Source organism: Nocardioides daejeonensis (assembly GCF_003194585.1).
GTDB lineage: Bacteria > Actinomycetota > Actinomycetes > Propionibacteriales > Nocardioidaceae > Nocardioides > Nocardioides daejeonensis.
Genome location: NZ_QHKZ01000001.1, coordinates 851,906 through 877,834, shown reverse-complemented (window position 1 = coordinate 877,834; position 25,929 = coordinate 851,906). Strand labels below are relative to the sequence as shown.

The 25,929-nt window shown below is 69.3% G+C and carries 23 protein-coding genes; 22 read left to right on the top strand and 1 reads right to left on the bottom strand.

The window, feature by feature from the left end; all coding sequences use genetic code 11:
• Positions 1–46: 46 nt before the first annotated feature.
• Positions 47–2,275, top strand: a complete 2,229-nt coding sequence (locus DNK54_RS04220) for a RelA/SpoT family protein (RefSeq protein WP_110205655.1) — start codon at positions 47–49, stop codon at positions 2,273–2,275.
• A gap of 246 nt (positions 2,276–2,521) precedes the next feature.
• Here the strand turns inward: DNK54_RS04220 and DNK54_RS04215 are convergent, their stop codons facing one another.
• Positions 2,522–3,760, bottom strand: a complete 1,239-nt coding sequence (locus tag DNK54_RS04215) for a DUF349 domain-containing protein (RefSeq protein WP_110205654.1) — start codon at positions 3,758–3,760, stop codon at positions 2,522–2,524.
• An 80-nt stretch (positions 3,761–3,840) separates the two neighbouring features.
• Between DNK54_RS04215 and DNK54_RS04210 the strand changes: the two genes are divergently transcribed.
• The 21 genes from DNK54_RS04210 (at position 3,841) to DNK54_RS04110 (ending at position 25,908) form a co-directional block, all read left to right on the top strand.
• A complete protein-coding gene (locus tag DNK54_RS04210; protein ID WP_110205653.1) occupies positions 3,841–4,551 on the top strand; it encodes an MBL fold metallo-hydrolase in 711 nt (236 codons plus the stop codon).
• Positions 4,551–5,897 (top strand): histidine--tRNA ligase, encoded by a 1,347-nt coding sequence (hisS, locus tag DNK54_RS04205; RefSeq protein WP_110205652.1) that lies wholly within the window; start codon positions 4,551–4,553, stop codon positions 5,895–5,897. Before DNK54_RS04210 ends, hisS begins: the two co-directional genes overlap by 1 nt.
• Positions 5,898–6,029: 132 nt before the next feature.
• Positions 6,030–7,814, top strand: a complete 1,785-nt coding sequence (gene aspS / locus DNK54_RS04200) for an aspartate--tRNA ligase (protein WP_110205651.1) — start codon at positions 6,030–6,032, stop codon at positions 7,812–7,814.
• 4 nt (positions 7,815–7,818) lie between these two features.
• The gene (locus tag DNK54_RS04195) at positions 7,819–8,046 is read left to right on the top strand and encodes a hypothetical protein (protein ID WP_110205650.1); all 228 of its coding nucleotides are present in this window, start codon (positions 7,819–7,821) and stop codon (positions 8,044–8,046) included.
• 155 nt (positions 8,047–8,201) lie between these two features.
• Positions 8,202–9,218: an ABC transporter permease gene (locus tag DNK54_RS04190; RefSeq protein WP_110205649.1), complete on the top strand. Its 1,017-nt coding sequence runs from the start codon at positions 8,202–8,204 to the stop codon at positions 9,216–9,218.
• 84 nt (positions 9,219–9,302) lie between these two features.
• Entirely contained in the window at positions 9,303–11,051 is a 1,749-nt protein-coding gene (locus DNK54_RS04185) for an ABC transporter substrate-binding protein (protein WP_110205648.1), read from the top strand.
• 139 nt (positions 11,052–11,190) lie between these two features.
• Positions 11,191–12,207, top strand: coding sequence for an ABC transporter permease (locus DNK54_RS04180; protein WP_110205647.1), 1,017 nt, complete (start codon positions 11,191–11,193; stop codon positions 12,205–12,207).
• A 12-nt stretch (positions 12,208–12,219) separates the two neighbouring features.
• On the top strand, positions 12,220–13,293 hold the full coding sequence (locus DNK54_RS04175; protein WP_110205646.1) for an ABC transporter ATP-binding protein: 1,074 nt from the start codon (positions 12,220–12,222) through the stop codon (positions 13,291–13,293).
• Positions 13,293–14,525, top strand: coding sequence for an ABC transporter ATP-binding protein (locus DNK54_RS04170; RefSeq protein WP_110205645.1), 1,233 nt, complete (start codon positions 13,293–13,295; stop codon positions 14,523–14,525). The genes DNK54_RS04175 and DNK54_RS04170 overlap by 1 nt, the downstream gene beginning before the upstream one ends.
• A gap of 17 nt (positions 14,526–14,542) precedes the next feature.
• Entirely contained in the window at positions 14,543–15,916 is a 1,374-nt protein-coding gene (locus DNK54_RS04165) for a replication-associated recombination protein A (protein WP_239459896.1), read from the top strand.
• Positions 15,917–15,927: 11 nt separating this feature from the next.
• Complete coding sequence (locus tag DNK54_RS04160; protein WP_110205644.1) at positions 15,928–16,437, top strand: hypothetical protein; 510 nt, start codon at positions 15,928–15,930, stop codon at positions 16,435–16,437.
• On the top strand, positions 16,434–16,730 hold the full coding sequence (locus DNK54_RS04155) for a DUF6167 family protein (RefSeq protein WP_110205643.1): 297 nt from the start codon (positions 16,434–16,436) through the stop codon (positions 16,728–16,730). The genes DNK54_RS04160 and DNK54_RS04155 overlap by 4 nt, the downstream gene beginning before the upstream one ends.
• Positions 16,730–19,414: an alanine--tRNA ligase gene (alaS, locus tag DNK54_RS04150; RefSeq protein WP_110205642.1), complete on the top strand. Its 2,685-nt coding sequence runs from the start codon at positions 16,730–16,732 to the stop codon at positions 19,412–19,414. The genes DNK54_RS04155 and alaS overlap by 1 nt, the downstream gene beginning before the upstream one ends.
• A gap of 27 nt (positions 19,415–19,441) precedes the next feature.
• Positions 19,442–19,918: a Holliday junction resolvase RuvX gene (ruvX, locus tag DNK54_RS04145; RefSeq protein WP_110205641.1), complete on the top strand. Its 477-nt coding sequence runs from the start codon at positions 19,442–19,444 to the stop codon at positions 19,916–19,918.
• Positions 19,915–21,102, top strand: coding sequence for an endolytic transglycosylase MltG (gene mltG / locus DNK54_RS04140; RefSeq protein ID WP_110205640.1), 1,188 nt, complete (start codon positions 19,915–19,917; stop codon positions 21,100–21,102). Before ruvX ends, mltG begins: the two co-directional genes overlap by 4 nt.
• Positions 21,102–21,929, top strand: a complete 828-nt coding sequence (locus DNK54_RS04135; protein WP_110205639.1) for a shikimate dehydrogenase — start codon at positions 21,102–21,104, stop codon at positions 21,927–21,929. Before mltG ends, DNK54_RS04135 begins: the two co-directional genes overlap by 1 nt.
• A complete protein-coding gene (locus tag DNK54_RS04130) occupies positions 21,926–22,615 on the top strand; it encodes a prepilin peptidase (RefSeq protein ID WP_110205638.1) in 690 nt (229 codons plus the stop codon). The genes DNK54_RS04135 and DNK54_RS04130 overlap by 4 nt, the downstream gene beginning before the upstream one ends.
• Before the next feature lie 86 nt (positions 22,616–22,701).
• Positions 22,702–23,880 carry a chorismate synthase gene (gene aroC / locus DNK54_RS04125; RefSeq protein ID WP_110205637.1) on the top strand — a complete coding sequence of 393 codons (1,179 nt, stop codon included), beginning with the start codon at positions 22,702–22,704 and terminating at the stop codon, positions 23,878–23,880.
• The gene (locus tag DNK54_RS04120; protein WP_239459895.1) at positions 23,877–24,386 is read left to right on the top strand and encodes a shikimate kinase; all 510 of its coding nucleotides are present in this window, start codon (positions 23,877–23,879) and stop codon (positions 24,384–24,386) included. Before aroC ends, DNK54_RS04120 begins: the two co-directional genes overlap by 4 nt.
• Positions 24,383–25,480 carry a 3-dehydroquinate synthase gene (aroB, locus tag DNK54_RS04115; RefSeq protein ID WP_110205636.1) on the top strand — a complete coding sequence of 366 codons (1,098 nt, stop codon included), beginning with the start codon at positions 24,383–24,385 and terminating at the stop codon, positions 25,478–25,480. The genes DNK54_RS04120 and aroB overlap by 4 nt, the downstream gene beginning before the upstream one ends.
• Complete coding sequence (locus DNK54_RS04110) at positions 25,477–25,908, top strand: type II 3-dehydroquinate dehydratase (RefSeq protein WP_110205635.1); 432 nt, start codon at positions 25,477–25,479, stop codon at positions 25,906–25,908. The genes aroB and DNK54_RS04110 overlap by 4 nt, the downstream gene beginning before the upstream one ends.
• Positions 25,909–25,929: the final 21 nt, after the last annotated feature.

The following is a 25,929-nucleotide window of genomic DNA, read 5'->3' as shown; positions in this document are numbered from 1 at the left end:
GTCACCGCGCAATCCGGAGCCGTTGGGCGCGCACTCGGCGCGACGGATGAGGGCTCGGCTGGCGCGGATCGGAGCTCGGCCGCAGGGTGGCAACCCGGTGCTGGAGCCGCTCTTCAGGGTGGTGCGGGCCAACCACCCGAAGGCCGACCTGGCGCTCCTCGAGCGTGCCTACCAGACCGCTGAGCGGTTGCACGGCACGCAGATGCGCAAGAGCGGCGACCCCTACATCACCCATCCGCTGGCGGTGACGACGATCCTCGCCGAGATCGGGATGACGGAGCCGACGCTGATCGCGGCGCTGCTGCACGACACGGTCGAGGACACCGACTACACCCTGGAGCAGCTGACCTCCGACTTCGGCTCCGAGGTGGCCCAGCTCGTCGACGGGGTGACCAAGCTCGACAAGGTGCAGTACGGCGACTCGGCGCAGGCCGAGACGATCCGCAAGATGATCGTCGCGATGTCGCGCGACATCCGGGTGCTGGTGATCAAGCTCGCGGACCGGCTGCACAACATGCGGACGCTGCGCTACGTGAAGCAGGAGACCCAGGAGCGCAAGGCACGCGAGACGCTCGACATCTATGCGCCGCTGGCCCACCGACTCGGCATGAACACGGTGAAGTGGGAGCTCGAGGACCTTGCCTTCGCCACGCTGCACCCCAAGATCTACGACGAAATCGTGCGCATGGTCGCCGAGCGGGCTCCCTCGCGGGACCAGTTCCTCGCCGAGGTCATCGACCAGGTCCAGCAGGATCTCAAGGTCGCGAAGCTCAAGGCGACGGTCACCGGCCGCCCGAAGCACTACTACTCGATCTACCAGAAGATGATCGTCGGCGGTCGTGAGTTCTCCGACATCTACGACCTGGTCGGCATCCGGATCCTGGTGGACGACGATCGTGACTGCTACACGGCCCTCGGCGTCGTGCACGCGCGGTGGAACCCGGTACGCGGTCGCTTCAAGGACTACGTCGCGATGCCGAAGTTCAACATGTACCAGTCGCTGCACACGACGGTCATCGGTCCCTCCGGCAAGCCCGTCGAGATGCAGATCCGGACCTTCGCGATGCACCGACGTGCGGAGTACGGCGTCGCCGCACACTGGAAGTACAAGGAGGACGGACGCAACGGCGTCGACACCGAGCGGCTCGCCGAGGGCGACGACATGGCGTGGGTACGCCGGCTGTTGGACTGGCAGAACGAGATGGAGGATCCGGGGGAGTTCCTGGAGTCGCTCCGCTTCGAGATCAACCGCGCCGAGGTCTACGTCTTCACGCCGCGCGGCGACGTGATCGCGCTGCCGACCGGCAGCACGCCCGTCGACTTCGCCTACGCCGTGCACACCGAGGTCGGCCACCACACGATCGGCGCTCGCGTCAACGGGCGCCTGGTGCCGTTGGAGTCGACCCTGGAGAACGGCGACGCCGTCGAGGTCTTCACCTCGAAGGCGCCGAACGCAGGCCCCTCGCGTGACTGGCTGGGGTTCGTCCGCTCGCCGCGGGCGCGCTCCAAGATCCGGCAGTGGTTCACCAAGGAGCGTCGCGAGGAGGCCACGGAGCGCGGCAAGGACCAGATCGCGAAGCTGCTGCGCAAGGAGGGCATGCCGCTCAAGCGGCTGATGTCGCACGAGTCGCTGACCGAGGTCGCCACTCAGCTCAAGCTCGCCGATGTGAGTGCCCTGTACGCTGCGGTCGGCGAGGGCAACATCAGTGCCCAGGCGGTGGTACGCCGCGTGGTGGATCTGCACGGCACGACACCGGAGCCCGCGGAGACACCGGCAGAGGAGCTGCCGATCTCCCGGCGCCATCGGGTCCCGCTGGGCGCCGGCGACGACTCCGGCGTGCAGGTCAGGGGAGCCGACGGCCTGTGGGTCAAGCTCGCCAAGTGCTGCACCCCCGTGCCGCCGGACGAGATCCTCGGCTTCGTGACCAAGGGCGGGGGCGTCTCGGTGCACCGGGTCGACTGCACCAACGCTGCCGAGCTCAAGACACAGCCTGAGCGGCTCGTCGAGGTCGAGTGGGCCCCGAACGCCAAGTCGACCTTCCTGGTCAACATCCAGGTCGAGGCGCTCGACCGCGCCCGGCTGCTCTCCGACATCACGCTCGCGCTCAGCGACGTGCACGTCAACATCCTCAGCGCCTCGCTCACCACGACCCGCGACCGTGTCGCCAAGAGCAAGTTCTCCTTCGAGATGGCCGACGCGATGCACCTCGACACGGTGCTGCGCGCCGTTCGCAACGTGCCCGGCGTCTTCGACGCCTACCGCATCACCCAGTAGAACGCCGCGGCTGCCGGGTCAGTCGTTCCCGGTGGCCGGGTCTGTCGTTCCCGGTGGCCGAATCCGTCGCTCCCGGTGGTCGAGCCTGTCGTTCCCGGTGGTCGAGCCTGTCGTTCCCGGTGGCCGAATCCGTCGCTCCCGGTGGTCGAGCCTGTCGTTCCCGGTGGTCGAGCCTGTCGAGACCACAGTCCGGTGGAGGTCTCGACAACTTCCCCACCGGCGGCTCGGCCACCGGTGGGGAACGGGTCAGCCGTTGAAGTCGGCGGCGGCCTTGCGGGCCATGTCGAGGAACGCCTGACGGGAGGCGAGGTTCTCCTCGAGCTTCTTGACCTGCTTGTCGTCGCCCTTGGTGCGTGCGGCGGCCAGGTCCGACTCGATCTCCGCGATGGCGGTCTCGAGCTTGCCGATCATGTCGTCGGCGCGAGCGCTCTTCTCCGGGTCGCTACGCCGCCACTGCTCGTCCTCGACGCCGCGAATGGCCTGCTCGACCTTGCGCATCCGGCCTTCGAGGTCCTTGATCCGGCCGCGCGGCACCTTGCCGGCCGCGTCCCAGCGGTCGGAGATGTCGCGGAAGACCCGCTTGGCGGCGTCAAGGTCGGTGACCGGCAGGAGCGCCTCGGCCTCCACCAGCAACTGCTCCTTGACGACCGCGTTGGCCTCGAACTCGGCGTCGATCGCCGCGTTGGCGGCGTCCCGCGCGGCGAAGAACGTGTCCTGCGCTCCGCGGAAGCGCTTCCACAGCGCGTCGTCGATGTCGCGTGGAGCCGGGCCGGCCGCCTTCCAGTCCCGCATCAGATCGCGGAACTTTCCTGCCGTCGGCCCCCAGTCGGTGGAGTCCGCCAGCGCCTCGGCGGCCTGGGCGAGCTTCTCCTTGACGACCCGGGCGCTCTCGCGGCGCTCGGCCTGCTCGGCGAAGTGGGACTTGCGGCGCCGGGTGTAGCCCGTGCGCGCGGTGGAGAAACGCCGCCAGAGGGCGTCATCGCTGGCACGGTCCAGCCGTGGCAGCGCCTTCCACTCCTCGAGCAGGTCGCGGAGCCGATTCGCGCCGTTGCGCCAGTCGTTCGACTCCGCGAGCTTCTCGGCCTCTGCGACGATCGCCTCCTTGCGCTCGCGCGACTCCGCGACCCGCTGCGCGCGTTCCGCCTTGCGCGCCTCGCGCTGCTGGGCGATGACCGGGGCCAGCGCGTCGAGACGCGCCAGGAGGCCAGCGAGATCACCGACGGCGGAGGCATCCACGATCTGGGCGCGCACGCCCTTGACGGACTCGCTCGCCTCCTCGGGGGTGAGGGCTCCTCCGGCCACTCGCTGGGCCAGGAGGTTCACCTCGAAGGCGAGGGCTTCGAAACGGTTGGTGTAGAAGGCCAGGGCCTCCTCGGGGGTCCCTTCGGGGTACTGACCGACGGGGCGTTCCCCGTCAGCAGTGCGGACGAAGACGGTGCCGTCCTCGGCCACGCGACCCCACTCGGACTCATGCTGAGCGCTCATGGTCGACCATCGTAGTCATGCCGCCGGTGCGGGTCGGTAGGCTCTACCGGTCAGAGTGTCCGCGCGAGTTGAGGTGCGCCTTGTTCATTGCCGGATTCCCCGCCGGGCCGTGGGGAACCAACTGCTATGTCGTCTCCACCGGTGCCGGCAACGAGTGCGTCGTCATCGACCCGGGCAAGGACGCTGCCGACGGCGTGGCTCAGGTCGTGCGGGAGCACCGGCTCAAGCCGGTGGCGGTCCTGGTCACCCACGGCCACGTCGACCACATGTGGTGCGTCGCCCCGGTCGCCGGGACCTATGACGCGACCGCATGGATCCACCCGAGCGACCGGCACCTGCTCACCGACCCGTTGGCGGGGATGAGCCGGGAGTCCAGTTCGATGCTGCTCGGCGGCGACTACCAGTGGGCGGAGCCGGACGACGTCCAGGAGCTCGCCGACCTGGCCGAGCTGGAGCTGGCCGGTCTGCGCTTCGTCGTCGACCACACGCCGGGACACACCGAGGGGTCGGTGACCTTCCGGACGCCGTACGCGCGCGACGACATCTCCGAGGTGATGTTCTCAGGCGACCTGCTCTTCGAGGGCTCGATCGGGCGCACCGATCTGCCGGGCGGCGACCACCCGACGATCCTGCGGAGCCTCGCCACCAAGGTGCTGACGCTGCCCGATGACATCGTGGTGCTTCCCGGTCACGGCAACCAGACCTCGATCGGCCGGGAGCGTGCCACCAACCCCTACCTGCTCGACCTCCAGCGCGAGGGCGGCGCCGACCAGGTCACGCGGGGGCTGTGATGGCGAAGATCGCGCCGCTCAGCGGATTCCCCGAGTTCCTGCCGGCCCAGCGCACGGTCGAGCGGCTGGCCATCGAGTCGCTGACCCGCACCTTCGAGCTGCACGGGTTCGGCAACATCGAGACGCGTGCCGTCGAGCCCCTTGAGCAGCTGCTGCGCAAGGGAGACACCTCCAAGGAGGTGTATCTGCTGCGCCGCCTCCACGAGGAGTCCGAGGAGGGCCATGCCGGACTCGGGCTGCACTTCGACCTGACGGTCCCGTTCGCCCGCTACGTGCTTGAGAACGCCGGAAAGCTGGAGTTCCCCTTCCGCCGCTTCCAGATCCAGAAGGTGTGGCGCGGTGAGCGACCACAGGAGGGGCGCTACCGGGAGTTCACCCAGGCCGACATCGACATCGTCGGGCGCGACGTACTGCCGTTCCACCACGACGTCGAGGTGGCGCGCGTGATGCTTGAAGCGCTCTCCGGCCTCGACTTCCTTCCGGGGTTCCGCCTGCAGGTCAACAACCGCAAGCTCATCCAGGGCTTCTACCTCGGCCTGGGCGTCGACGCCGCCGGCGCCGAAGAGGTGATGCGGCTGGTCGACAAGCTCGACAAGCTGCCCGAGGAGAAAGTGCGCGAGCTCCTCCTCGACGAGGCTGGGGTGACCGCGGAGCAGGCCGACCGGTGCTTGGCACTCTCTCGGATCTGCACACCCGACGACTCGTTCGTCGACCAGGTGAACGCGCTCGGCGTCGAGCACCCGCTTCTCACCGAGGGCCTCGCGGAACTGGCGGAGCTCATGCGCGCCTGCGCTCCGCTGGTCACCGACCGGGTCCGGATCGAGGCTGACCTCAAGATCGCTCGGGGCCTCGACTACTACACCGGCACTGTCTTCGAGACTCGCCTGGACGGTCACGAGTCGCTCGGTTCGATCTGCTCCGGGGGGAGGTACGACGCCCTCGCCTCCGACGGGCGCAGCACCTACCCGGGGGTCGGCATCTCGCTCGGCCTGAGCCGGGTCCTGGCCCCGCTGCTCGGCAAGGGTCTGTTGGCCGCGGACCGGAGCGTTCCGAGCGCCGTCCTCGTGGCGCTGGCCGACGAGGAGTCGCGAGGCGAGTCGGAGGTGATCGCGCAGAGCCTGCGCAGCAACGGCGTGCCGTGCGAGGTAGCGCCGACGGCGGCCAAGTTCGGCAAGCAGATCCGTGCCGCGGAGCGGCGGGGCATCCCGTGGGTGTGGTTCGCGCAGGCCGACGGGACCCACCAGGTCAAGGACATCCGCTCCGGCGACCAGATCACGGTCGATCCGGCCACCTGGACACCACCCGCAAACGATTTGAGGCCTACCGTCGGCACCGCCGATAGTTGACTCGTCGGCACCGCCGATCGTCGGCACCGCCGGCCATGAGCAGCGAGCTCCGCACCGGAGATCAACACCGCGGCTCAGCCACCGTTCGTCGTAGTACCCATCCAGCAGCATCCGATTCGAGGAGTACCCACCGTGATCCGCACCCATGACGCCGGCGCCCTGCGCGTCGAGCACGTCGGCCAGACCGTCACCCTCGCCGGGTGGGTGGCCAACCGGCGCGATCACGGCGGCGTGGCCTTCATCGACCTGCGGGAGGCCAGCGGAGTCGTCCAGGTGGTGATCCGCGACGAGGCGGTGGCACACAGCCTGCGCAACGAGTTCTGCCTCAAGGTCACCGGTGAGGTCACCGCTCGTCTCGAGGGCAACGAGAACCCCAACCTGCCGACCGGCCAGATCGAGGTCGTGGCGAGCGAGGTCGAGGTGCTCTCGACGGCCGCGCCGCTGCCCTTCCCGATCAGTGACCACGTCGAGGTGGGGGAGGAGGTGCGGCTCAAGCACCGTTACCTCGACCTGCGCCGTAGCGAGCCCAACCGGATCATCCGGCTGCGCAGCAAGGTCAACAAGGCCGCTCGCGACGTCCTCGACCGCCACGACTTCGTCGAGGTGGAGACACCGACGCTGACCCGCTCGACTCCGGAGGGCGCCCGCGACTTCCTGGTCCCGGCGCGCCTGCACCCGGGCAGCTGGTACGCCCTCCCGCAGAGCCCGCAGCTCTTCAAGCAGCTGCTCATGGTCGGCGGGCTGGAGCGGTACTACCAGATCGCGCGCTGCTACCGGGACGAGGACTTCCGCGCCGACCGACAGCCGGAGTTCACCCAGCTCGACATCGAGCTGAGCTTCGTCGACCAGGACGACGTGATCGCCCTCATGGAGGAGGTGCTGGCGGAGATGTGGGCCCTCGTGGGCCACGAGATCCCGCGCCCGATTCCGCGGATGACCTATGCCGATGCGATGGCCAGGTTCGGCTCCGACAAGCCCGACCTGCGGATGGGCCAGGAGCTCGTCGACTGCACCGCCTACTTCGCCGACACCGGCTTCCGGGTCTTCCAGGCGCCGTACGTCGGTGCTGTCGTGATGCCCGGCGGCGGCAGCCAGCCACGCCGTCAGTTCGACGCCTGGCAGGAGTGGGCCAAGCAGCGCGGTGCGAAGGGTCTCGCCTACGTGACTGTGGGGGAGGACGGCACCCTCGGTGGACCGGTCGCCAAGAACCTCAGCGAGACCGAGCTCGCCGGGCTGGCCGCACACACCGGCGCCAACCCGGGCGACTGCATCTTCTTCGCAGCCGGCGCGGTCAAGAGCTCGAGAGCACTGCTCGGCGCCGCGCGCCTCGAGATCGGGCGGCGTTGCGGGCTTATCGACGAGTCGGAGTTCGCTTTCACCTGGGTCGTCGACGCACCTCTCTTCGAGCCGGCCGACGACGCGGTTGCGAGCGGTGACGTGGCCGTCGGTGCGGGCGCCTGGACCGCGGTCCACCACGCCTTCACGAGCCCGAAGCCGGAGTTCCTCGACACCTTCGAGGCAGACCCGGGCGCAGCCCTCGCGTTCGCCTACGACATCGTCTGCAACGGCAGTGAGCTGGGCGGCGGCTCGATCCGTATCCACCGCGAAGACGTGCAGAAGCGCGTCTTCGAGGTGATGGGCATCGGGCCCGAGGAGGCCGACGAGAAGTTCGGCTTCCTCCTCGACGCCTTCAAGTACGGCGCCCCGCCGCACGGCGGCATCGCGGTCGGCATGGACCGGATCGTGGCGATTCTTTCGGGTGCCGACTCGATCCGCGACGTGATCGCCTTCCCGAAGTCGGGTGGTGGCTTCGATCCTCTGACCGAGGCTCCTGCCCCGATCACGCCGGCGCAGCGCAAGGAGGCCGGCGTCGACGCCGTGCCCGAGAAGGCCGACGAGGCGCCGACGGTCGGCTGATCCGGTGGGTCAGCCGGCCGAGCCGACGGGCCAGGAACACAACGGGCAGGGCGAGGGCGGCACCCGCCCCCAGAACCCGAACGCGACCCGATTCGCCCCGGTGACCGCCACCGAGCCGCGCCCGCGCCTGGCCCAGCATGCCGTGATCGGTCTGCTGGTCGTCCTCGGCGTGCTGATCGTCGCCTTCATGCTGGCCACGCTCGCCGTCGCTGTGCTGATGGTTCCACGTTGACGAAGCGGTCGGTGGGGGCGCAGCCGAAGGTTCCGTCGAAACCGGATCGTTACTCACGGGTGACACGTTCGCTGCTTGCCGAGCCGTAGAGTCCGACCGAGCCTCGGGGCACGTGCCTCGGGCGATGGAAGCGAACGCGACGGGACGAGGTGGCAATGTCCAACCCCATTGGCCTGCAGGACGGTGGGCTCGCGGATCCCGCGTCGACCTCTGGTGCCTCTGAGGAGCCCGGCGGTCCCGTGATCAGCAAGTCGCCAACGCAGTTGGCGATGGGGCGCCTGCTCAAGGACAAGCTGACGATGATCTCGGCCGCGTTCGTGGTGTTCTTCGTGCTGCTCGCGCTGACGGCCCCGCTGGCGTATCACGTCTTCGGCTGGATCGACCCGCTGAAGTCAGATCAGGATCTGCTGAACGACTTCAGCCTGCCCGCGGGCAAGTGGGGAGGCATCTCATCCGACCATTGGCTCGGGGTCGAGCCAGGCGCGGGTCGGGACACGCTCGCCCGGGTCTGGTACGGCACCACGTTCTCGCTGCTGATCGCCCTGTCGGCAACGATCGTCGCGATGGTGCTCGGCGTCGTGTTGGGTATCGTCTCCGGCGCTGCCGGGGGTTGGGTGGACGCGATCATCGGCCGCATCATCGACCTGACCTTGGCGTTCCCGCAGACCCTGATGCTGCTGGCGCTGGCCAGCACCGGCATGATCATGGTCCGCAACTACCTGCACACGCCTGCCGGGAACGTCACCGCGGCCGTCTACGTGGTGATCGTCCTGGGCGCATTCGGCTGGACCAGCATCGCGCGGATCGTGCGTGGCCAGGTGCTCTCGATGCGGGAGTTCGAGTTCGTGCACGCTGCGCAGATGATGGGTGCCTCCAAGGTCCGCATCTACTTCCGCGAGATCCTGCCCAACCTGTGGGCGCCGATCCTGGTCACCTTCACGCTGATGATGCCGGCGTTCGTCTCGGCGGAGGCGGCGCTCGCCTACCTCAACGTGGGCATCGGCGCCCCGACGCCGACGCTGGGCAATGTGCTGTCGGACTCGATCAGCTTCGCTGACACGGCCCCCGTCTACTTCTTCGTGCCCGCCTGCATGATCGCCGCCATCGTCATCTCGTTCAACCTGCTGGGCGACGGCTTGCGCGACGCCCTCGACCCGAAGGGCAACCGGTGACTTCTCGCCGGGCCACAACTGAGCTTTGTCGACACAGCGTCGACGGAGGTGCCGCACGAAGTGCCGCACGACAAGGAGGAACCAATGGGTAACAGACTGAAGAGGATGGTCGCGCTCGGTGCGGCCGGAGTCCTCGGGTTGTCTCTCGCCGCGTGCGGCGGGGACTCGAACGACAACGGAAACAAGGGCCCCGGGGGCAACAACGGCGAGCCCGGCGAGGCCGGCGGCACGCTGACGGTGCTTCAGCACTTCCCCTTCGAGAGCTCGGACCCCAACCGGATCTACTACGGTGTGCAGCTTGCCTCGTGGCGCCGGACGCTCTACCGCGGTCTCGTGGCCTTCCCGATGTCGGAGGACCCGGCGGTCGCCAACACGCCGGTCGCTGACCTGGCGACGGACACGGGCACCTCGTCCGAGGGCGGCAAGGTCTGGTCCTTCACGCTCAAGGATGGCGTGAAGTGGGAGGATGGCTCGGACATCACCTGTGAGGACGTCCAGTACGGCGCCAGCCGTAGCTTCGCCAACGACGTGATCATCGGAGGGCCGACCTACCTCCTCAACTACGTCGACGTGAAGGACTACCCGGGCCCCTACAAGGCGACCCCGGAGCAGCAGCAGGCCTTCGACGAGGCCGTCAGTTGCGATGGCAAGACCATCACCTTCCACTTCAACAAGCCGTGGGCCGACTTCCCGCAGGCGATCGCCGGCCTGATGATGGCCGACCCCTACAAGGAGTCGCAGGACAAGGGTGACGGTTCCAAGTGGACCATCCTCTCCAACGGCCCTTACAAGATCGAGGGCAACAAGTGGGACAAGAACAAGGGCGCGACGCTGGTCCGCAACGACCAGTACGACCCGGCCACTGACGACCCGGAGCAGTTGCGTCTGGCCCTGCCCGACCAGATCAACTGGGAGGTCAACCCGTCCGACACCGCCGGTGAGCTCTTCAACGACCGCCTGATCCAGGACGGCCCGAAGGACCAGGCCGCGATCACCTGGGCGCGCCTGAACCCGGCGCAGCTCTCGCAGATCTCGGGTCCGGTGGAGGACCGTTACCTGAACGTGGTCTCGCCCTACACCGACTATCTCGTGCTGAACCACAAGACGCTGACCGACCCCGCCGTGCGCAAGGCCCTCGCGGTCTCGCTGAACGCCAACGGCTACATCAAGGCCACCGGTGGCTCCACCGTGGCAGAGCCGGCCGAGACGATCATCAACCCCGGTGTCTCCGGCTCCCAGGACAACCCGGCCTTCGCCGAGGACAACGACAACAACGGTGACCCCGAGGCCGCGAAGGCGATCCTCGAGGAAGCCGGCGTGAAGATGCCGGTCAAGATCAAGCTCGCCTACCAGAAGTCCCCGACGCAGGACAAGGCGATGGCGATCATCCAGCAGACCTGGAACGAGTCCGGCTTCGAGGTCACCCTCGACGGCCAGGGCGACACCTACTACGACGTCATTGCGCAGCCCGACAAGGACATCGACGTGATGTGGGCCGGCTGGGGTGCCGACTGGCCGTCGGCGATGACCGTGCTGCCGCCGCTCTTCGACAGCCGGCCGAACTTCTCCTCGACCACCTGTGGCAACGACTACGGGTGCTACGAGAGCGACGAGGTCAACAAGCTGTTCGACGACGCTGCGAACGCGGCTGACGTCGACACGCAGGTCGGCATCCTTCAGGAGATCGACGCCAAGCTGGGTGAGGACTACGCCTACATCCCGCTCGACAACCAGAAGTTCAACTGGCTGCGTGGCTCGAAGGTGACCGGCTTCACCACGACTCCAGCATCCTCGCAGTACCCGGAGATCGGCCTCATCGGCGTCGCGAAGTGACGCAATGAGTCCGAAGTGACTCCTCCGGTGCCGGGCATCCATCACACGGTGGATGCCCGGCACCTCCCCGGGCGGGCTTCCCCGCTCACCCCGTCACGCTTCCGCGTGACGGCCCCGATTCAGAAGGTGGGAACCCTCCATGTGGGCCTATGCTGCGCGCCGCGTCGTCATCGGCATCCTGCTGCTCCTTGCCCTCTCGCTGGTCACGTTCATCCTGTTCTTCGCCTCGCCGGCAGACCAGGCCAAGCTGGCCTGCGGCAAGCAGTGCACACAGGCACAGATTGCGGTCACTGAGAAGGCGCTGGGCTACGACAAGCCCGTCTACGAGCAGTGGGCCGGCTTCGCCAAGGGCGTCGTCGCTGGACGGGACTTCCCGATCGACCAGGCACAGAGAGAGGCTGCACCGGAGACGGTCACGCACTGTGCAGCGCCCTGCCTCGGCTTCAGCAAGTACTACGGCGAGACCGTCAACAGCCTGATCAAGGACTATGCGCCGATCTCGATCTCGCTCGCGGTGGTCGCGGTAGTGCTCTGGCTGTTCTTCGGCGTGCTGTTGGGTATCGCCGCAGCCGTCACGAAAGGTTCGATCCTCGACCGAGGAATTGTCGGCCTCACCCTGCTCGTCTACGCCTTTCCTACCTTCTTCATCGGCGTCTTCTTCCTGAAGTACGTGGTGGTCAAGTGGGGGCTCCTCGACTATCCGTACTACACGCCGATCGCAGAGGGTGGAGTGTGGGGTTGGCTGACCAACCTCTGGCTACCGTCGCTGACCCTCGCTCTCGTCTTCCTGGCCAGCTACGTCCGCATGACGCGCGCGTTCGTGCTGGAGTCGCTGGGCGAGGACTACATCCGCACAGCCAAGGCCAAGGGCCTCAACTCACGGGCGGTGCTCTTCAAGCACGGCCTGCGCGCGGCGCTGACACCGCTGGTGACGATGACCGGCATCGACTTCGGGACTTTGCTCGGCGGTGCGATCATCACGGAGTCGGTCTTCGCCTATCCGGGCCTCGGCCTGCTGACCGTGCAGTCCTCCCAGGCCTGGGACCTGCCGACCGTGGTCGGCATCGTGCTGATCGCCGGTTCGTTCGTGGTCCTGATGAACATCATCGTCGACATCGCCTATGCCTTCATCGACCCGCGGGTCCGGCTGGGCTAGGAGATCGCTGAGATGGAGCAGAACGCACACATGGACGAGAAGCAGCCCTTCCTGAAGGTGGAGAACCTCAAGGTCCACTTCCCGACGCAGGACGGACTGGTCAAGGCCACGGACGGACTCAGCTACGCGCTCGACCGAGGCCAGACGCTCGGCATCGTCGGCGAGTCCGGGTCGGGCAAGTCGGTCTCGAGCTCGGCGATCCTCGGCCTTCACCGCGGCACGAACGCCAAGGTGGAGGGGCGGATCCTGCTGGACGGCGTCGACCTGCTGGCGCTGAACAACGCGGAGATGCGCAAGCTGCGGGGCAAGGAGATCGCGATGATCTTCCAGGACCCGCTCTCGGCGATGCACCCGTACTACACCGTGGGCAACCAGATCGCCGAGGCCTACCGGGTGCACCACAAGGTCAGCAAGAAGGCGGCGCGTACCCGCGTGATCGACATGCTGGAGCTGGTCGGCATCCCACAGCCCGACGTGCGCTTCGACAGCTACCCGCACCAGTTCTCCGGTGGGATGCGGCAGCGGGCGATGATCGCCATGGCGTTGATCAACGACCCCAGCCTGCTCATCGCCGACGAGCCCACCACGGCGCTCGACGTGACGGTGCAGGCCCAGATCCTCGACCTCCTGCAGAACCTGCAGCGGGAGTTCAACACCGCCATCATCATCATCACGCACGACCTCGGCGTCGTGGCCGAGATGGCTGACGAGGCCCTGGTGATGTACGCCGGCCGCGCGGTGGAGCACGGCCGGGTTAAGGAGGTGCTCACGCACCCCCAGATGCCCTACACCTGGGGCCTGCTCTCCAGCGTTCCCGACATCACCGGCGATCCCAACGCACGGATGGTTCCGGTACCCGGCAACCCGCCGAGCCTGCTGAGCCCGCCGACGGGCTGCGCCTTCCACCCCCGGTGCGTGCACCGCGACAAGGTGCCCGGCGACCTGTGCACGACCGAGCTGCCCGATCTCGTCCCGGGCCCGCGGGGAGGGCTGCACCTGAAGCGCTGCCACCTGGCGGACCCCGAGTCGATCTATCAGAACGAAGTGATCCCCGAGATCGCTCCCGACCTCGCTGAGGAGCGGTGATGACCGAGTACGACGAGGCCACCGCTGCTGCCTCCGGGCCGAGCCTGGACGCGGTCCTGGCTCAAGCGCACGCCCCTGCGCAGCTGGACCCGAACGCACCGCCGGTGTTGACGGTGCGTGATCTTGAGATGCACTTCCCGGTGCGCTCCACCGGCGTTGTCCGGCGAAAGATCGGCGACGTGAAGGCGGTCGACGGCATCTCCTTCCAGATCCCCAAGGGTGGCTCGCTCGGTCTGGTGGGAGAGTCGGGCTGCGGAAAGTCCACGGCCGGACGTGCCATCACACGGCTCTACAAGCCGACCGGCGGCTCGGTGGAGTTCGAGGGCCGCGACCTTGCGAAGGTGTCGAACCGGGGTCTGAAGCCGCTGCGCCGCGAGGTGCAGATGATCTTCCAGGACCCGTACAGCTCGTTGAACCCGCGGCACACGGTCGGCTCGATCGTCGGGGCGCCGCTGCGGATCCACAACGTCGTGCCGAAAGACCAGACGCTGAAGCGGGTCCAGGAGCTCCTGGAGGTCGTCGGCCTCAACCCGGAGCACTACAACCGGTACCCCAACGAGTTCTCCGGCGGTCAGCGCCAGCGCATCGGCATCGCGCGCGCTTTGGCCCTGCAGCCGAAGGTCATCGTCGCCGACGAGCCGGTCTCGGCACTCGACGTCTCGATCCAGGCCCAGGTCGTCAACCTGCTCCAGGACCTGCAGCGTGAGTTCGACATCGCCTTCCTCTTCATCGCGCACGACCTCGCCGTGGTCCGCCACTTCTGTCCCGAGGTCGCGGTCATGTACCTCGGCAAGATCGTGGAGATCGCCGACCGCGAGACGCTCTACAGCCGGCCCAACCACCCCTACACGCAGGCGCTGCTCTCAGCGGCACCGGACGTGAAGCAGGCGGCGATCGGCGGCCGGCGTGAGCGGATCCGGCTGGAGGGCGACGTGCCGAGCCCGATCAACCCGCCGTCCGGCTGCCACTTCCGGACCCGGTGCCCGCTGGCCCGGGAGATCTGCGCCAAGGTGGAGCCGCCGATGCTCCAGATCGGCCCGCGCCACAAGGTCGCGTGTCACTTCGCCGGCGAGCTGGGCCAGCACCCGGCCGACCCGGTGACCGCGCGGATCCTCGGTGTCGACAACGCCGGCAACCCGGACCCCGGGGCCAGCCCGGTGGAGCTGGACGACCAGCCGGGCTTCTCCGATGTGTGGTTCGACCTCAAGGCGCGCACGACCGTCAAACCCTGACTGCGTAGGCTGAGCGGGTGGACGGTCTCTTCGACGCCCCCGGGCAGGTCAGCAGTGGCTCCCTCGCCGGCAACGCCCATTCCTCGGCACCGCTGGCGGTGCGGATGCGGCCGCGTCGACTCGACGAGCTCGTGGGTCAAGCGCACCTTCGTCAGGAGGGCTCTCCGCTCCACCAGCTGATCACCGGGAACCGGCCGATGAGCGTGGTGCTGTGGGGGCCGCCGGGCACCGGAAAGACGACGCTCGCCGCGATCCTCTCCGGCCAGACCGACCGGGACTTCGTCGAGGTCTCGGCAGTCTCGGCGGGCGTCAAGGACGTGCGCCAGGCGGTCGACGCCGCGCGTGCCCAGCTGGTGCGCCAGGGGCGCGAGACGGTGCTCTTCGTCGACGAGGTGCACCGCTTCAGCAAGGCACAGCAGGACGCGCTCCTGCCGGGGGTAGAGAACCGCTGGGTCAGCCTGGTGGCGGCGACCACGGAGAACCCGCACTTCTCGGTGATCTCGCCGCTGCTCTCGCGCTCGCTCCTGGTCACGCTGGAGTCCTTGACCGAAGACGACATCGGGGAGGTTCTGGCCCGCGCCGTCGCCGACGAGCGCGGCCTGGCGGGGAGGTTCGAACTCGCCGACGAGGCGCGAGACCACCTGGTCCGCCTCTCCGGCGGCGACGCGCGCCGCGCCCTCACCTACCTGGAGGCGGCAGCCGGCGCGGCGATCGCGACGAGCTCGACCAGCGGGGACGGTGCGAGCGATGTGGTCGTGATCGACCTCGAGACGGCGGAGACCGCGGTGGACCGGGCCGCCGTGCGCTACGACCGCCAGGGCGACCAGCACTACGACGTGGTGTCGGCGTTCATCAAGTCGGTGCGCGGCTCCGACGTCGATGCGGCCCTGCACTACCTGGCCCGGATGATCGCCGCGGGGGAGGACCCGCGGTTCATCGCCCGTCGGCTGGTCATCCTCGCCAGCGAGGACGTCGGCCTGGCTGACCCCAACGCCTTGCCCATCGCCGTGGCTGCTGCCCAGGCGGTCCAGCTGATCGGCATGCCCGAGGCGCAGCTCAACCTCGCGCACGCAACCATCGCGCTGGCCGTCGCCCCCAAGTCGAACGCCGTCACCAACGCGATCTTCGCCGCGCTCGGCGACGTCAAGGCAGGCAAGCTCGGTCCGGTGCCGTCGCACCTGCGTGACGCGCACTATGCCGGTGCCAAGAAGCTCGGTCACGGCAAGGGCTACCGCTACGCGCACGACGAGCCGTTCGGGATCGCCGAGCAGCAGTATGCACCGGACGTCGTCGACGGCACCGAGTACTACAAGCCGACCGCGCTCGGCGCGGAGGCGGCCATCAAGGACCGCTGGGAACGTGTGCGCCGACTGATCCGTGGCGCGCGGTAGGGTCAGGTCTCATGACCACCGCCATCGTCGTGACCGCCGCGTTCTGCGCCGTCACCCTGCTTGCCGTGGTCATCGCAGGCGCGCTCCTGGTCCGGACGGCCCGCGCGCAGGCGCGTCGTACCGAGCTGGCACTCGCCGAGGCACGGGCCGAGGCGGAAGCCCTGCGGGCGCGGGTCGATGCGCTGGCCCTCACCGCCGCCCCGACCGTGGTCGAGGAGTATGTGATCACCGGTCTGGGCACCGAGGTCGATGAGACCGCCGCGCGACCCGTCGCGGAGCGGATCGACGGCCGACTCTTCGTCGACATCGTCGCGCGCGAGTCCGTGGTGAAGGCCGCCGCCTTCGGGCATGGCCTGCGACAGGCGCTGAGCCCGGAGTCCCGCAACCGGATCCGCTTCGAGATGAAGCGGGAGATGAAGCGGCTGCGCAAGGAGCGCCGGACGATCGTGCGCAGCCTCAAGCGCGAGGCCGCCATCCGACAGCGAGCCGCCCGGGACCTCCGCATGGAGGAGACCGCATGAGACGTGGCTTCTGGTTCGCTGCTGGGGCCGGGGCCGGGATCTATGCGATGAACCGTGCCCGCCGGCTGACCGAGAGCTTCACCGCCAGTGGACTACGCGATCGTGCCTCAGCACTCGCGTTGGGCGCCCGGCTGGTCCGCGACGAGGTGGCACAGGCGAGCGCCGACCGCGAGGTCGAACTGCGTGATCGTCTCGGGCTGGCGCCGACGGAGCCGCGGCGGGAGCTGAGCGGCGCCACCACCCGACCACAACTGACCGAATCACGAACGACAGATGAGCGAGGCAGCAACTGATGGAGACCGCGGAGATCCGCCGCAGGTTCGTCGCCCACTTCGAGAAGGCAGGGCACCAGGTCGTCCCCTCGGCGTCGCTGTTGCTCGACGACCCGACCCTGCTCTTCGTCAACGCCGGCATGGTGCCCTTCAAGCCCTACTTCCTCGGTCAGGAGACGGCGCCGTACGACCGGGCGGTCAGTGTGCAGAAGTGCGTCCGCACGCTCGACATCGAGGAGGTCGGCAAGACCACTCGGCACGGCACGTTCTTCCAGATGTGCGGCAACTTCTCCTTCGGTGACTACTTCAAGCAGGGCGCCATCAAGCTGGCGTGGGAGCTCATCACCAAGAGCCAGGACGACGGCGGCTACGGCTTTGACCCGGAGCGGATCTGGGTGACGGTGCTGGCCGGGGACGACGAGTCCAAGGAGATCTGGAAGACCGAGGCAGGGCTGCCGGACGAGCGGATCCAGGAGCGAGGGCTGCTCGACAACTACTGGAACATGGGCGTGCCCGGCCCGGGGGGACCGTGTAGCGAGATCTACTACGACCGCGGCCCCGAGTACGGCAAGGACGGCGGCCCGGTCGTCGACGAAGACCGCTTCCTGGAGATCTGGAACCTGGTCTTCATGCAGGAGAGCCTGCACACCGTCCGGGCGAAGGACGACTTCGACGTCGAGGGCCCGCTGCCGGCCAAGAACATCGATACCGGACTGGGCCTCGAGCGGGTCGCGTACCTGCTCCAGGGCAGGCAGAACATGTACGAGATCGACGAGATGTTCCCGGTCATCGAGAAGGCCGCACAGCTCACCGGCAAGCAGTACGGCGCCAACCACGAGGACGACGTCCGCTTCCGGGTGGTCGCCGACCACGTGCGCTCCTCGCTGATGCTGATCGGGGACGGCGTCACTCCTGGCAACGAGGCCCGCGGCTACGTGCTGCGTCGGCTGCTTCGCCGGGCGGTCCGGTCGATGCGGCTGCTCGGCTACTCCGAGCGTGCGCTGCCCGAGCTGTTGCCTGTGTCGCTGGAGAAGATGAAGCTCGGCTACCCCGAGCTCGAGGCCGGGTGGGAGCGGATCGCGCGGGTGGCCTACGCGGAGGAAGACGCGTTCCGCAAGACGCTGCAGTCCGGCACCCAGATCTTCGATCACGCCGCTGACGAGGTGAAGCAGACGGGTGGCACCACGCTGTCGGGCGAGAAGGCGTTCGCGCTCCACGACACCTACGGGTTCCCGATCGACCTCACCCTCGAGATGGCCTCGGAGGCCGGTCTCGACGTCGACCACGACGGCTTCCGGCGGCTCATGGCCGAGCAGCGGGAGCGAGCCAAGGCCGACGCCAAGGCGAAGAAGGGGCAGCACGCCGACACGGCGGTCTACCGCACCATCCTCGACGAGCACGGCCCGACGGACTGGCTCGCCTACGAGACGCTCAGCACCGAGTCGAAGGCGCTCGCTGTGCTGCGAGGCGGCGTACCCACGGCAGCGTTGGGCAACGGCGAGGTCGGCGAGATCGTGCTCGACCGCACCCCGTTCTATGCCGAGTCGGGCGGTCAGGTCGCCGACGCGGGCATCATCGAGTTCGACGGCGGACGCCTGGAGGTGCTCGACGTCCAGCGCCCGGTTCGCGGTCTGGTCGTGCATCAGGTGCGGGTGGTAGACGGCGAGTTGGTGGCAGGCTCGACCTCCGGCGGCCCGCTGCTGCACGCGCAGGTCGATCCCGAATGGCGGATCGGGGCGCGCCAGGCCCACTCCGGCACCCACGTGGTCCATGCCGCGCTGCGCGACGTGCTCGGCCCGACCGCGCTCCAGTCCGGCTCCTACAACCGACCCGGCTACCTCCGACTCGACTTCGGCTGGACCCAGTCGCTGAGCGAGCAGCAGCTCCGTGAGATCGAGCAGGTCTCCAACCACGCGTTGCGCGCGGACCTGCCGGTGGGCTGGCAGTACATGACCCTCTCCGAGGCGAAGGACTGGGGCGCGATCGCGCTCTTCGGCGAGACGTACGACGAGACTCAGGTGCGCGTCGTCGAGATCGGCGGCCCGTGGTCGCGCGAGCTGTGCGGTGGCACCCACGTCGACCACTCCTCGCAGATCGGCACCATCGTGGTGACCGGTGAGTCCTCCGTGGGCTCGGGCAACAGGCGCATCGAGGCGTTCACCGGGCAGGAGGGCTTCGCCTATCTGGCTCGCGAGCGCGACGTCGTGGGACAGCTCACCGGCCTGCTCAAGGCCCAGCCGGACGACCTGGTGGGCCGCGTCCAGGACATGGTGGATCGCCTGAAGGCTGCGGAGAAGGAGCTGGAGAAGGCGCGGGTCGCGAGTCTGCTCGCCTCGGCGGGCCAGATCGCCGCAGCCGCCCAGGACGTCGGTGGCGTCCAGGTGGTCGCCCACCACGCCCCAGGCGCTGCAGGCGGCGATGTGCGGACGCTCGCCCTCGACGTACGGGGTCGGCTGCCGCAGGACCGCCCCGGCGTGGTCGTGGTGCTCGGCGAGGCTGAGGGCAAGGTGGCAGCGGTGGCTGCCGTCAACGAGGCCGGCCAGGCCCGGGGCCTGAGCGCCAACGACCTGATCCGCGCCGTCGGCCCGCTGCTCGGCGGCAAGGGCGGCGGCAAGGCCGACGTGGCCCAGGGCGGCGGCACTGACACGGCTCGCATCGCCGAGGCGCTCGAGGTCGTCGTGGCCGAGGTGGCCCGGACGTCGTGATCGCCGCGAGTGTGAGGATCGCCTAGCGTGCGCAACGGAGTGCGCCTCGGCCTTGATCCGGGCGATGCCCGGATCGGGGTCGCGCGATGCGACCCCTCCGGCATCATCGCCACTCCCTTGGAGACGGTGCCCCGCGGGAAGGGCGACCTCGCCCGTCTCGCGGAGCTCGTCGCGGAGGAGGACGCCGTCGAGGTGGTCATGGGGCTGCCCCGGTCGCTCTCCGGGGGCGAGGGGCCCGCGGCAGCACGGGTGCGCGTGTTCGCCGCCGAGCTGGCCCGGGCGATCGCGCCGACCCCGGTGCGGCTCGTGGACGAGCGGTTGACGACCGTCACGGCGGAGTCGATGCTTCGGGAACGTGGAAAGAAGGGGCAGAAGCGGCGAGCAGTGGTCGACATGGCCGCCGCTGTCGTGATCCTGCAGCACGCGCTGGACGCGGAACGTGCGCGCGGAGAGGCACCGGGGGATGTGCTGACCGACGCGCCGGATGAGGAGACACACGGATGAACGACCCCGAGGACTCGCTGCTCCCCGGTGCCGAGGAGGCACCCGAGTCCGGTCCAGGAACAGCGCGCGGTGGACGTCGGCGCGCCGAGAAGCGTCCGCGCCGTCTCGGTGGCTGCCTGGTGGCGCTGTTGCTGGTCGGTGCGCTGGGGGGCGTCGCCTGGGTCGGCCTGACGGCCGGGGTGGACTGGGTGAAGCAGCAGTTCGCCGAAGCGGAGGACTTCTCCGGCCCGGGCTCTGGGTCGGTCGTGATCGAGGTCAGCCCCGGTGACACGGCCACCGACATCGGGCGCACCCTCCACGACGCCGGTGTGGTCGCCTCCGTGGAGGCGTTCACCGACGCCGCCCGCGGCCGCAGTGAGGAGGCGGCTCGGATCCAGCCGGGCTCCTACGAGATGCGCAAGGAGATGAAGGCAGCCGATGCGCTCGGTGTGCTGATCAACCCGGGCAATGCGATGGTCACGAGGATCACCGTTCCGGAGGGCCTGCGAGCGGTCGACGTGGCTGCGTTGCTGGCGGAGAAGACCGACTTCTCCAAGAAGCAGTTCGACAAGGCCCTCACCCGGGCCGACGAGCTCGGGCTCCCCGACTACGCGGGCGGCAAGGCGGAGGGATACCTCTTCCCCGCGACGTACGACTTCGGTCCCAAGGACCAGCCCGTCGACATGCTGCGGGCGATGGTCGACCGGTGGCGTCAGTCCGCGGAGCAGAACGACATCGAGCAGGCTGCCCAGCGGCTGGGCTACACCCCGCACGAGCTGATGACGGTCGCCTCGCTCGTGGAGGCAGAGGGGCGCGGCGACGACATGCCCAAGATCGCCCGGGTGATCTACAACCGGCTGGAGAACCCCGGCACGGCCGGGACGATCGGCCGGCTCGAGATCGACGCGACCGTCAACTACGCCCTCGGCCGCAAGCTGGGGGTGGCGATCAGCACCGCGGAGATCGACTCCGTCGCCGACAACCCCTACAACACGCGTCGCCAGACCGGGCTTCCGCCCGGACCGATCGAGGCACCGGGCGACGCGGCCATCGCGGCGGCGCTCGCTCCGGCCAAGGGGGACTGGTACTACTACGTGACCGTCGACCTGCGCACCGGCGAGACGAAGTTCGCCACCACGTACGACGAGTTCTTGCAGTACAAGGCGGAGTTCCAGACCTACTGCCAGACCTCGGACGCCTGTTGATGATGCGCTGTGGAGTGCTGGGTGACCCGATCGCCCACTCGCTCTCCCCGGTGCTGCACCGCGCGGGCTATGCCGCGGCCGGGCTGGACTGGGAGTACGACGCGCACCGCGTCGGGGAGGCGGAGCTCGCCGACTTCCTGGCTGGTCTCGACGCAAGCTGGCGGGGGCTCTCGTTGACCATGCCGCTCAAGCGGGCGGCGCTGCCGCTGGCGTCGGTGGTCACCGAGGTCGCGCGCTTGGCAGGTGGCGCCAACACCCTGATCCGCCAGGACGACGGAGGCTGGGCCGCCGACAACACGGACGTGCCCGGTGCTGTCGCTGCGCTGCGGGAACGGTACGACGGCCCGATCGACCGTGCGACGATCCTCGGAGGGGGTGCGACCGCCACCTCGGTCGGGTTGGCGCTCGCCGAGCTCGGCGCTTCGGAGCTGCTTCTGCTGGTGCGCGCGCCGGAACGGGCTGCGGAGACCGTCGCGGCGCTGCGCGCCCACCCCCGTGCCCCGCAGGTCCGGGTCGAGACGCTCGCCGCGGGTCGACCGGTCGGCGAGGTCGTGGTGTCGACGGTGCCTGCCGAAGCGCAGACGGCGGAGCTGGTGAAGTCGTGCGCCGGGCTGCCGGTGACCTTCGAGGTGGTCTACCACCCCTGGCCGACACCGCTTGCCGCAGCCCAGCGCGGCATCCTGGTCGGCGGCCTCGATCTCCTGGTGCATCAGGCGGCTGCCCAGTTCAGGCTCTTCACCGGGGTCGAGGCGCCCCTGACGGCGATGCGCGCAGCGGGGGAGCAGGCCCTTGCCGAGCGGGTCGCGGGACGAGGGTCGACGCGATGAGCTCGTTGGCTCTGGCGCCGGCGCTCGCTGCGGGGGCGGCGACGGCGGTGGCTGCTGGGCTCATGCCGCGCTGGGTGGCTACGCTGCCCGAACCGGAGGAGCCGGAGGAGGGCAAGCCGCCGTACGCGGTACTCGCGACCGGGGCGACGCCGTACTACGTGGGCGCGGGGGCGATCGTCGGGGCGGTTCTGGGCGGCACGCTCGGTTGGGTGTGGCCGTTGCTGTTCCTGGTGCCACTGGGCGCACTCGGGGTGGCGTTGGCGCACCTCGACTTCCGGACTCGGCTCCTGCCGAAGAGGCTCGTGCTGCCGGCGTACCCGGTGCTGGTGGTGCTGCTCCTGGTCGTCGGGCTGCTCGACGGCTCGATCGACGGGCTTACCCGGGCAGCCGGTGGCTGGCTGGCCGCGAGCCTCCTCTACTGGTGCCTGTGGCGGTTCACCCGGGGCATGGGGTACGGCGACGTACGGATGTCCGGCCTGCTCGGTCTCGCGCTGGGCTATCTCGGGTGGAGCACGCTCGTGCTCGGCCTCTACGCCGGCTTCGTCGTGGGTGTCCTGGGCTGGGTCGTGCTGCGCCTTGCCCGGCTGACGCACGACCGGCACTTCCCGTTCGGCCCGTTCATGCTGGTCGGTGCCGTGGTCGGCATCGCTCTGGTCGCCGCAGGCTGGTCCCCGCTCGCCCCCTAGCCCCCGTGCACCACGGCGGCGCTGCGGCTGTCTCGTGAGCGGGTGGGGTTGCATCCCAGCACGTGGGCGCATGGAAGACTGGGCCCATGCTGCGATGGCTCACTGCGGGCGAGTCCCACGGACCCTCACTGGTTGCGATCCTCGAAGGCCTGCCTGCGCACGTGCGGGTGACCTCCGAGGAGCTCGCCGACTCCCTGGCTCGCCGCCGGCTCGGCTACGGCCGCGGTGCGCGGATGAAGTTCGAGCAGGACCAGATCACGGTGGTCGGCGGCGTCCGCCACGGCGAGACGCAGGGCGGTCCGGTCGCGATCCAGGTCGGCAACACCGAGTGGCCGAAGTGGGAGAAGGTCATGGCCGCAGACCCGGTCGACGCCGCGGAGCTGGCCGAGAGCGCCCGTAACGCCCCGCTCACCCGACCGCGGCCGGGGCACGCCGACCTCGCGGGCATGCAGAAGTACGACTTCGACGAGGCTCGGCCGGTGCTGGAGCGCGCCTCGGCGCGGGAGACGGCGGCACGGGTCGCCCTGGGCCGGGTGGCCAGCAACTTCTTGGAGCAGGCAGTCGGGGCGCGCATCGTCTCGCACGTGGTCGAGCTCGGCGGTGTTGCGGCCCCGGCCGGACTGGTCCCGGCTGCCGACGACGTCGCGCGGTTGGACGCTGACCCGGTGCGGTGCCTGGACGCCGAGGCAAGCAAGCGGATGGTCGAGCGGATCGACCAGGCCCACAAGGACGGCGACACCCTCGGCGGAGTCGTCGAGGTGGTCGTCCACGGGCTGCCACCGGGTCTCGGCTCGCACGTGCACTGGGACCGTCGCCTCGACTCCCGCCTCGCGGGAGCGCTGATGGGGATCCAGGCGATCAAGGGCGTCGAGGTCGGGGACGGCTTCGACCTGGCAGCGACGCCGGGCTCCCTCGCGCACGACGAGATCGTCACCGAGAACGGTGCCCTGCGGCGTACGTCGGGGCGTGCCGGCGGCATCGAGGGCGGCATGACCACCGGCGAGGTGATGCGCGTGCGCGCCGCGATGAAGCCCATCGCCACGGTGCCGCGGGCGCTCCGGACCGTCGACGTCGCCACCGGCGAGGCCACCGTCGCGCACCACCAGCGCTCCGACGTCTGCGCCGTCCCAGCGGCGGGCATCGTCGCCGAGGCGATGGTCGCACTCGTGCTGGCCGACGCCGTCGTCGAGAAGTTCGGCGGCGACTCGGTAGCCGAGACGGCTCGGAACGCCGCCTCCTACCTCGAGGCGATCACGTACAAGTGAGCCCGCGCATCGTCCTCATCGGCCCGATGGGCGCCGGCAAGACCACCGTCGCCGAACGACTCGGCGAGCGCTGGCAGCTCCCGGTGCGCGACACCGATCAGGACGTGGAGTCCGAGACCGGGCGCACCATCTCCGACATCTTCGTGGAGAGTGGAGAGGCGCACTTCCGGGAGCTCGAGCGTGCTGCCGTGGCGCGGGCGTTGGCCGAGCACGAGGGAGTGCTCTCGTTGGGCGGTGGTGCGGTGCTCGACCCCGAGACGCGCGCGCACCTGAGCGGTCACACCGTCGTCTTCCTCGAGGTGGGTCTGGCAGAAGCGGTCCGCCGGGTCGGTCTCGGCACGGGCCGCCCGCTGCTGCTGGGCAACGTGCGTGGGCGGATCAAGGCCCTCCTTGACGAGCGCACCCCGATCTACCGCTCGGTGGCGACCCACAGTGTCAGCACCGACGAGCTCGACCCTGACGAGGTCGCTGCCCGGATCATCGACCTGGTGGAGGAGAAGCCGTGAACGACACCGTGCTGCATGTGGGCGGCGCCGCGCCGTACGACGTGGTGGTGGGCCGCGGCTTGGCGGAGCATCTGCCCGCGGTCCTCGGCACCTCGGTGCAGCGGGTCGCCCTGCTCTACGCGGAGCCCCTGCACCACCTCGCGCAGCAGGCGCTCGACGTCCTGGTCGCGCACTACGACGTGCTTGCGCTGGCGCTCCCCGACGGGGAGCGCGCCAAGACCTCCAGCGTCGCCCACGAGTGCTGGGAGGCGCTCGGCGAGGCAGGGTTCACCCGCTCCGACGCGGTGGTCACCTTCGGCGGCGGAGCGACCACGGACGTCGGCGGCTTCGTCGCCGCGTCCTGGCTGCGCGGCGTACGGGTCGTGCACATGCCCAGCACGCTGTTGGCCATGGTCGACGCGGCGGTGGGCGGCAAGACCGGCATCAACACCGGCGCCGGCAAGAACCTCGTGGGCGCCTTCCACGAGCCGGCAGGGGTGCTCTGCGACCTGGCCCTCCTGGACACACTGCCGAGCGAGGAGATCTCAGCGGGCCTCGGCGAGGTCGTGAAGTGCGGCTTCATCGCCGATCCCACCATCCTCGACCTGGCCGAGAGCGATCCCGGCGCCGCCCAGGACTCGACCTCCGCGGTGCTGCGTGAGCTGGTCGAACGGGCGATCCAGGTCAAGATCGACGTGGTGGTGGCCGATCTCAAGGAGACCGGCGGCGCCGACGGGCACCCGGGCCGTGAGGTGCTCAACTACGGACACACCCTGGCGCACGCGATCGAGCGCGCCACCGACTACGAGATCCGGCACGGCGAGGCCGTCGCGCTCGGCTGTGTGTACGTCGCCGAGGTGGCCCGCCGCGCCGGCCTGATCGATGACGACCTCGCGGCTCGGCATGCCCGGGCCTTTGCCGCGGTGGGCCTGGCCACCACCTGGTCCGGAGCGGCGTTCGACGAGCTGCTCGCCACCATGGCGGTGGACAAGAAGTCGCGTGGCTCGCAGCTGCGACTCGTGGTGCTGCACGGTCTCGCGGACCCGAGGATCCTCGCCGGCCCCTCCGAGGACCATCTGCGTGAGGCGTACGCGGCTCTCGGCGGTGCCCGATGACGGTGCTGATCCTCAACGGACCCAACCTGGGTCGGCTGGGTCGGCGCCAGCCGGAGATCTACGGTCACACCACCCACGCAGAGCTCGCCGAGCGGTGCCAGGAGTGGGGACGCGACCTGGGACTGGAGGTCGAGGTACGGCAGACCAACCACGAGGGCGAGATGCTCGACTGGCTCAACGCCGCGGCGGACGCCGGGCACCCGGTGGTGCTCAACGCTGCGGCGTGGACTCACTACTCCTACGCGATCTTCGACGCCTGTGCGCAGTTGACCGCGCCCCTGGTGGAGGTGCATCTCTCGGAGCCGCTGCAGCGCCCTGAGGAGTTCCGGCACACCTCGGTGGTGACCCCGCACGCCGCGACGGTCATCGCCGGCCACGGTGTCGACGGCTACCGCCGGGCGCTGGAGTTCCTGGCCGGAAGCCTCTGACTACCTGTCGAGGAGATGCCG

Excerpts from the sequence above, each read along its gene's own strand:
- DNK54_RS04190 (WP_110205649.1), top strand. The coding sequence starts at position 8,202 with ATGTCCAACCCCATTGGCCTGCAGGACGGTGGGCTCGCGGATCCCGCG.
- DNK54_RS04110 (WP_110205635.1), top strand. The coding sequence starts at position 25,477 with ATGACGGTGCTGATCCTCAACGGACCCAACCTGGGTCGGCTGGGTCGG.
- DNK54_RS04220 (WP_110205655.1), top strand. The coding sequence starts at position 47 with ATGAGGGCTCGGCTGGCGCGGATCGGAGCTCGGCCGCAGGGTGGCAAC.
- DNK54_RS04175 (WP_110205646.1), top strand. The coding sequence starts at position 12,220 with ATGGAGCAGAACGCACACATGGACGAGAAGCAGCCCTTCCTGAAGGTG.
- mltG (WP_110205640.1), top strand. The coding sequence starts at position 19,915 with ATGAACGACCCCGAGGACTCGCTGCTCCCCGGTGCCGAGGAGGCACCC.
- DNK54_RS04160 (WP_110205644.1), top strand. The coding sequence starts at position 15,928 with ATGACCACCGCCATCGTCGTGACCGCCGCGTTCTGCGCCGTCACCCTG.
- alaS (WP_110205642.1), top strand. The coding sequence starts at position 16,730 with ATGGAGACCGCGGAGATCCGCCGCAGGTTCGTCGCCCACTTCGAGAAG.
- aroC (WP_110205637.1), top strand. The coding sequence starts at position 22,702 with ATGCTGCGATGGCTCACTGCGGGCGAGTCCCACGGACCCTCACTGGTT.
- DNK54_RS04155 (WP_110205643.1), top strand. The coding sequence starts at position 16,434 with ATGAGACGTGGCTTCTGGTTCGCTGCTGGGGCCGGGGCCGGGATCTAT.
- hisS (WP_110205652.1), top strand. The coding sequence starts at position 4,551 with ATGGCGAAGATCGCGCCGCTCAGCGGATTCCCCGAGTTCCTGCCGGCC.
- DNK54_RS04185 (WP_110205648.1), top strand. The coding sequence starts at position 9,303 with ATGGGTAACAGACTGAAGAGGATGGTCGCGCTCGGTGCGGCCGGAGTC.
- DNK54_RS04170 (WP_110205645.1), top strand. The coding sequence starts at position 13,293 with ATGACCGAGTACGACGAGGCCACCGCTGCTGCCTCCGGGCCGAGCCTG.
- DNK54_RS04130 (WP_110205638.1), top strand. The coding sequence starts at position 21,926 with ATGAGCTCGTTGGCTCTGGCGCCGGCGCTCGCTGCGGGGGCGGCGACG.
- DNK54_RS04180 (WP_110205647.1), top strand. The coding sequence starts at position 11,191 with ATGTGGGCCTATGCTGCGCGCCGCGTCGTCATCGGCATCCTGCTGCTC.
- DNK54_RS04135 (WP_110205639.1), top strand. The coding sequence starts at position 21,102 with ATGATGCGCTGTGGAGTGCTGGGTGACCCGATCGCCCACTCGCTCTCC.
- DNK54_RS04215 (WP_110205654.1), bottom strand. The coding sequence starts at position 3,760 with ATGAGCGCTCAGCATGAGTCCGAGTGGGGTCGCGTGGCCGAGGACGGC.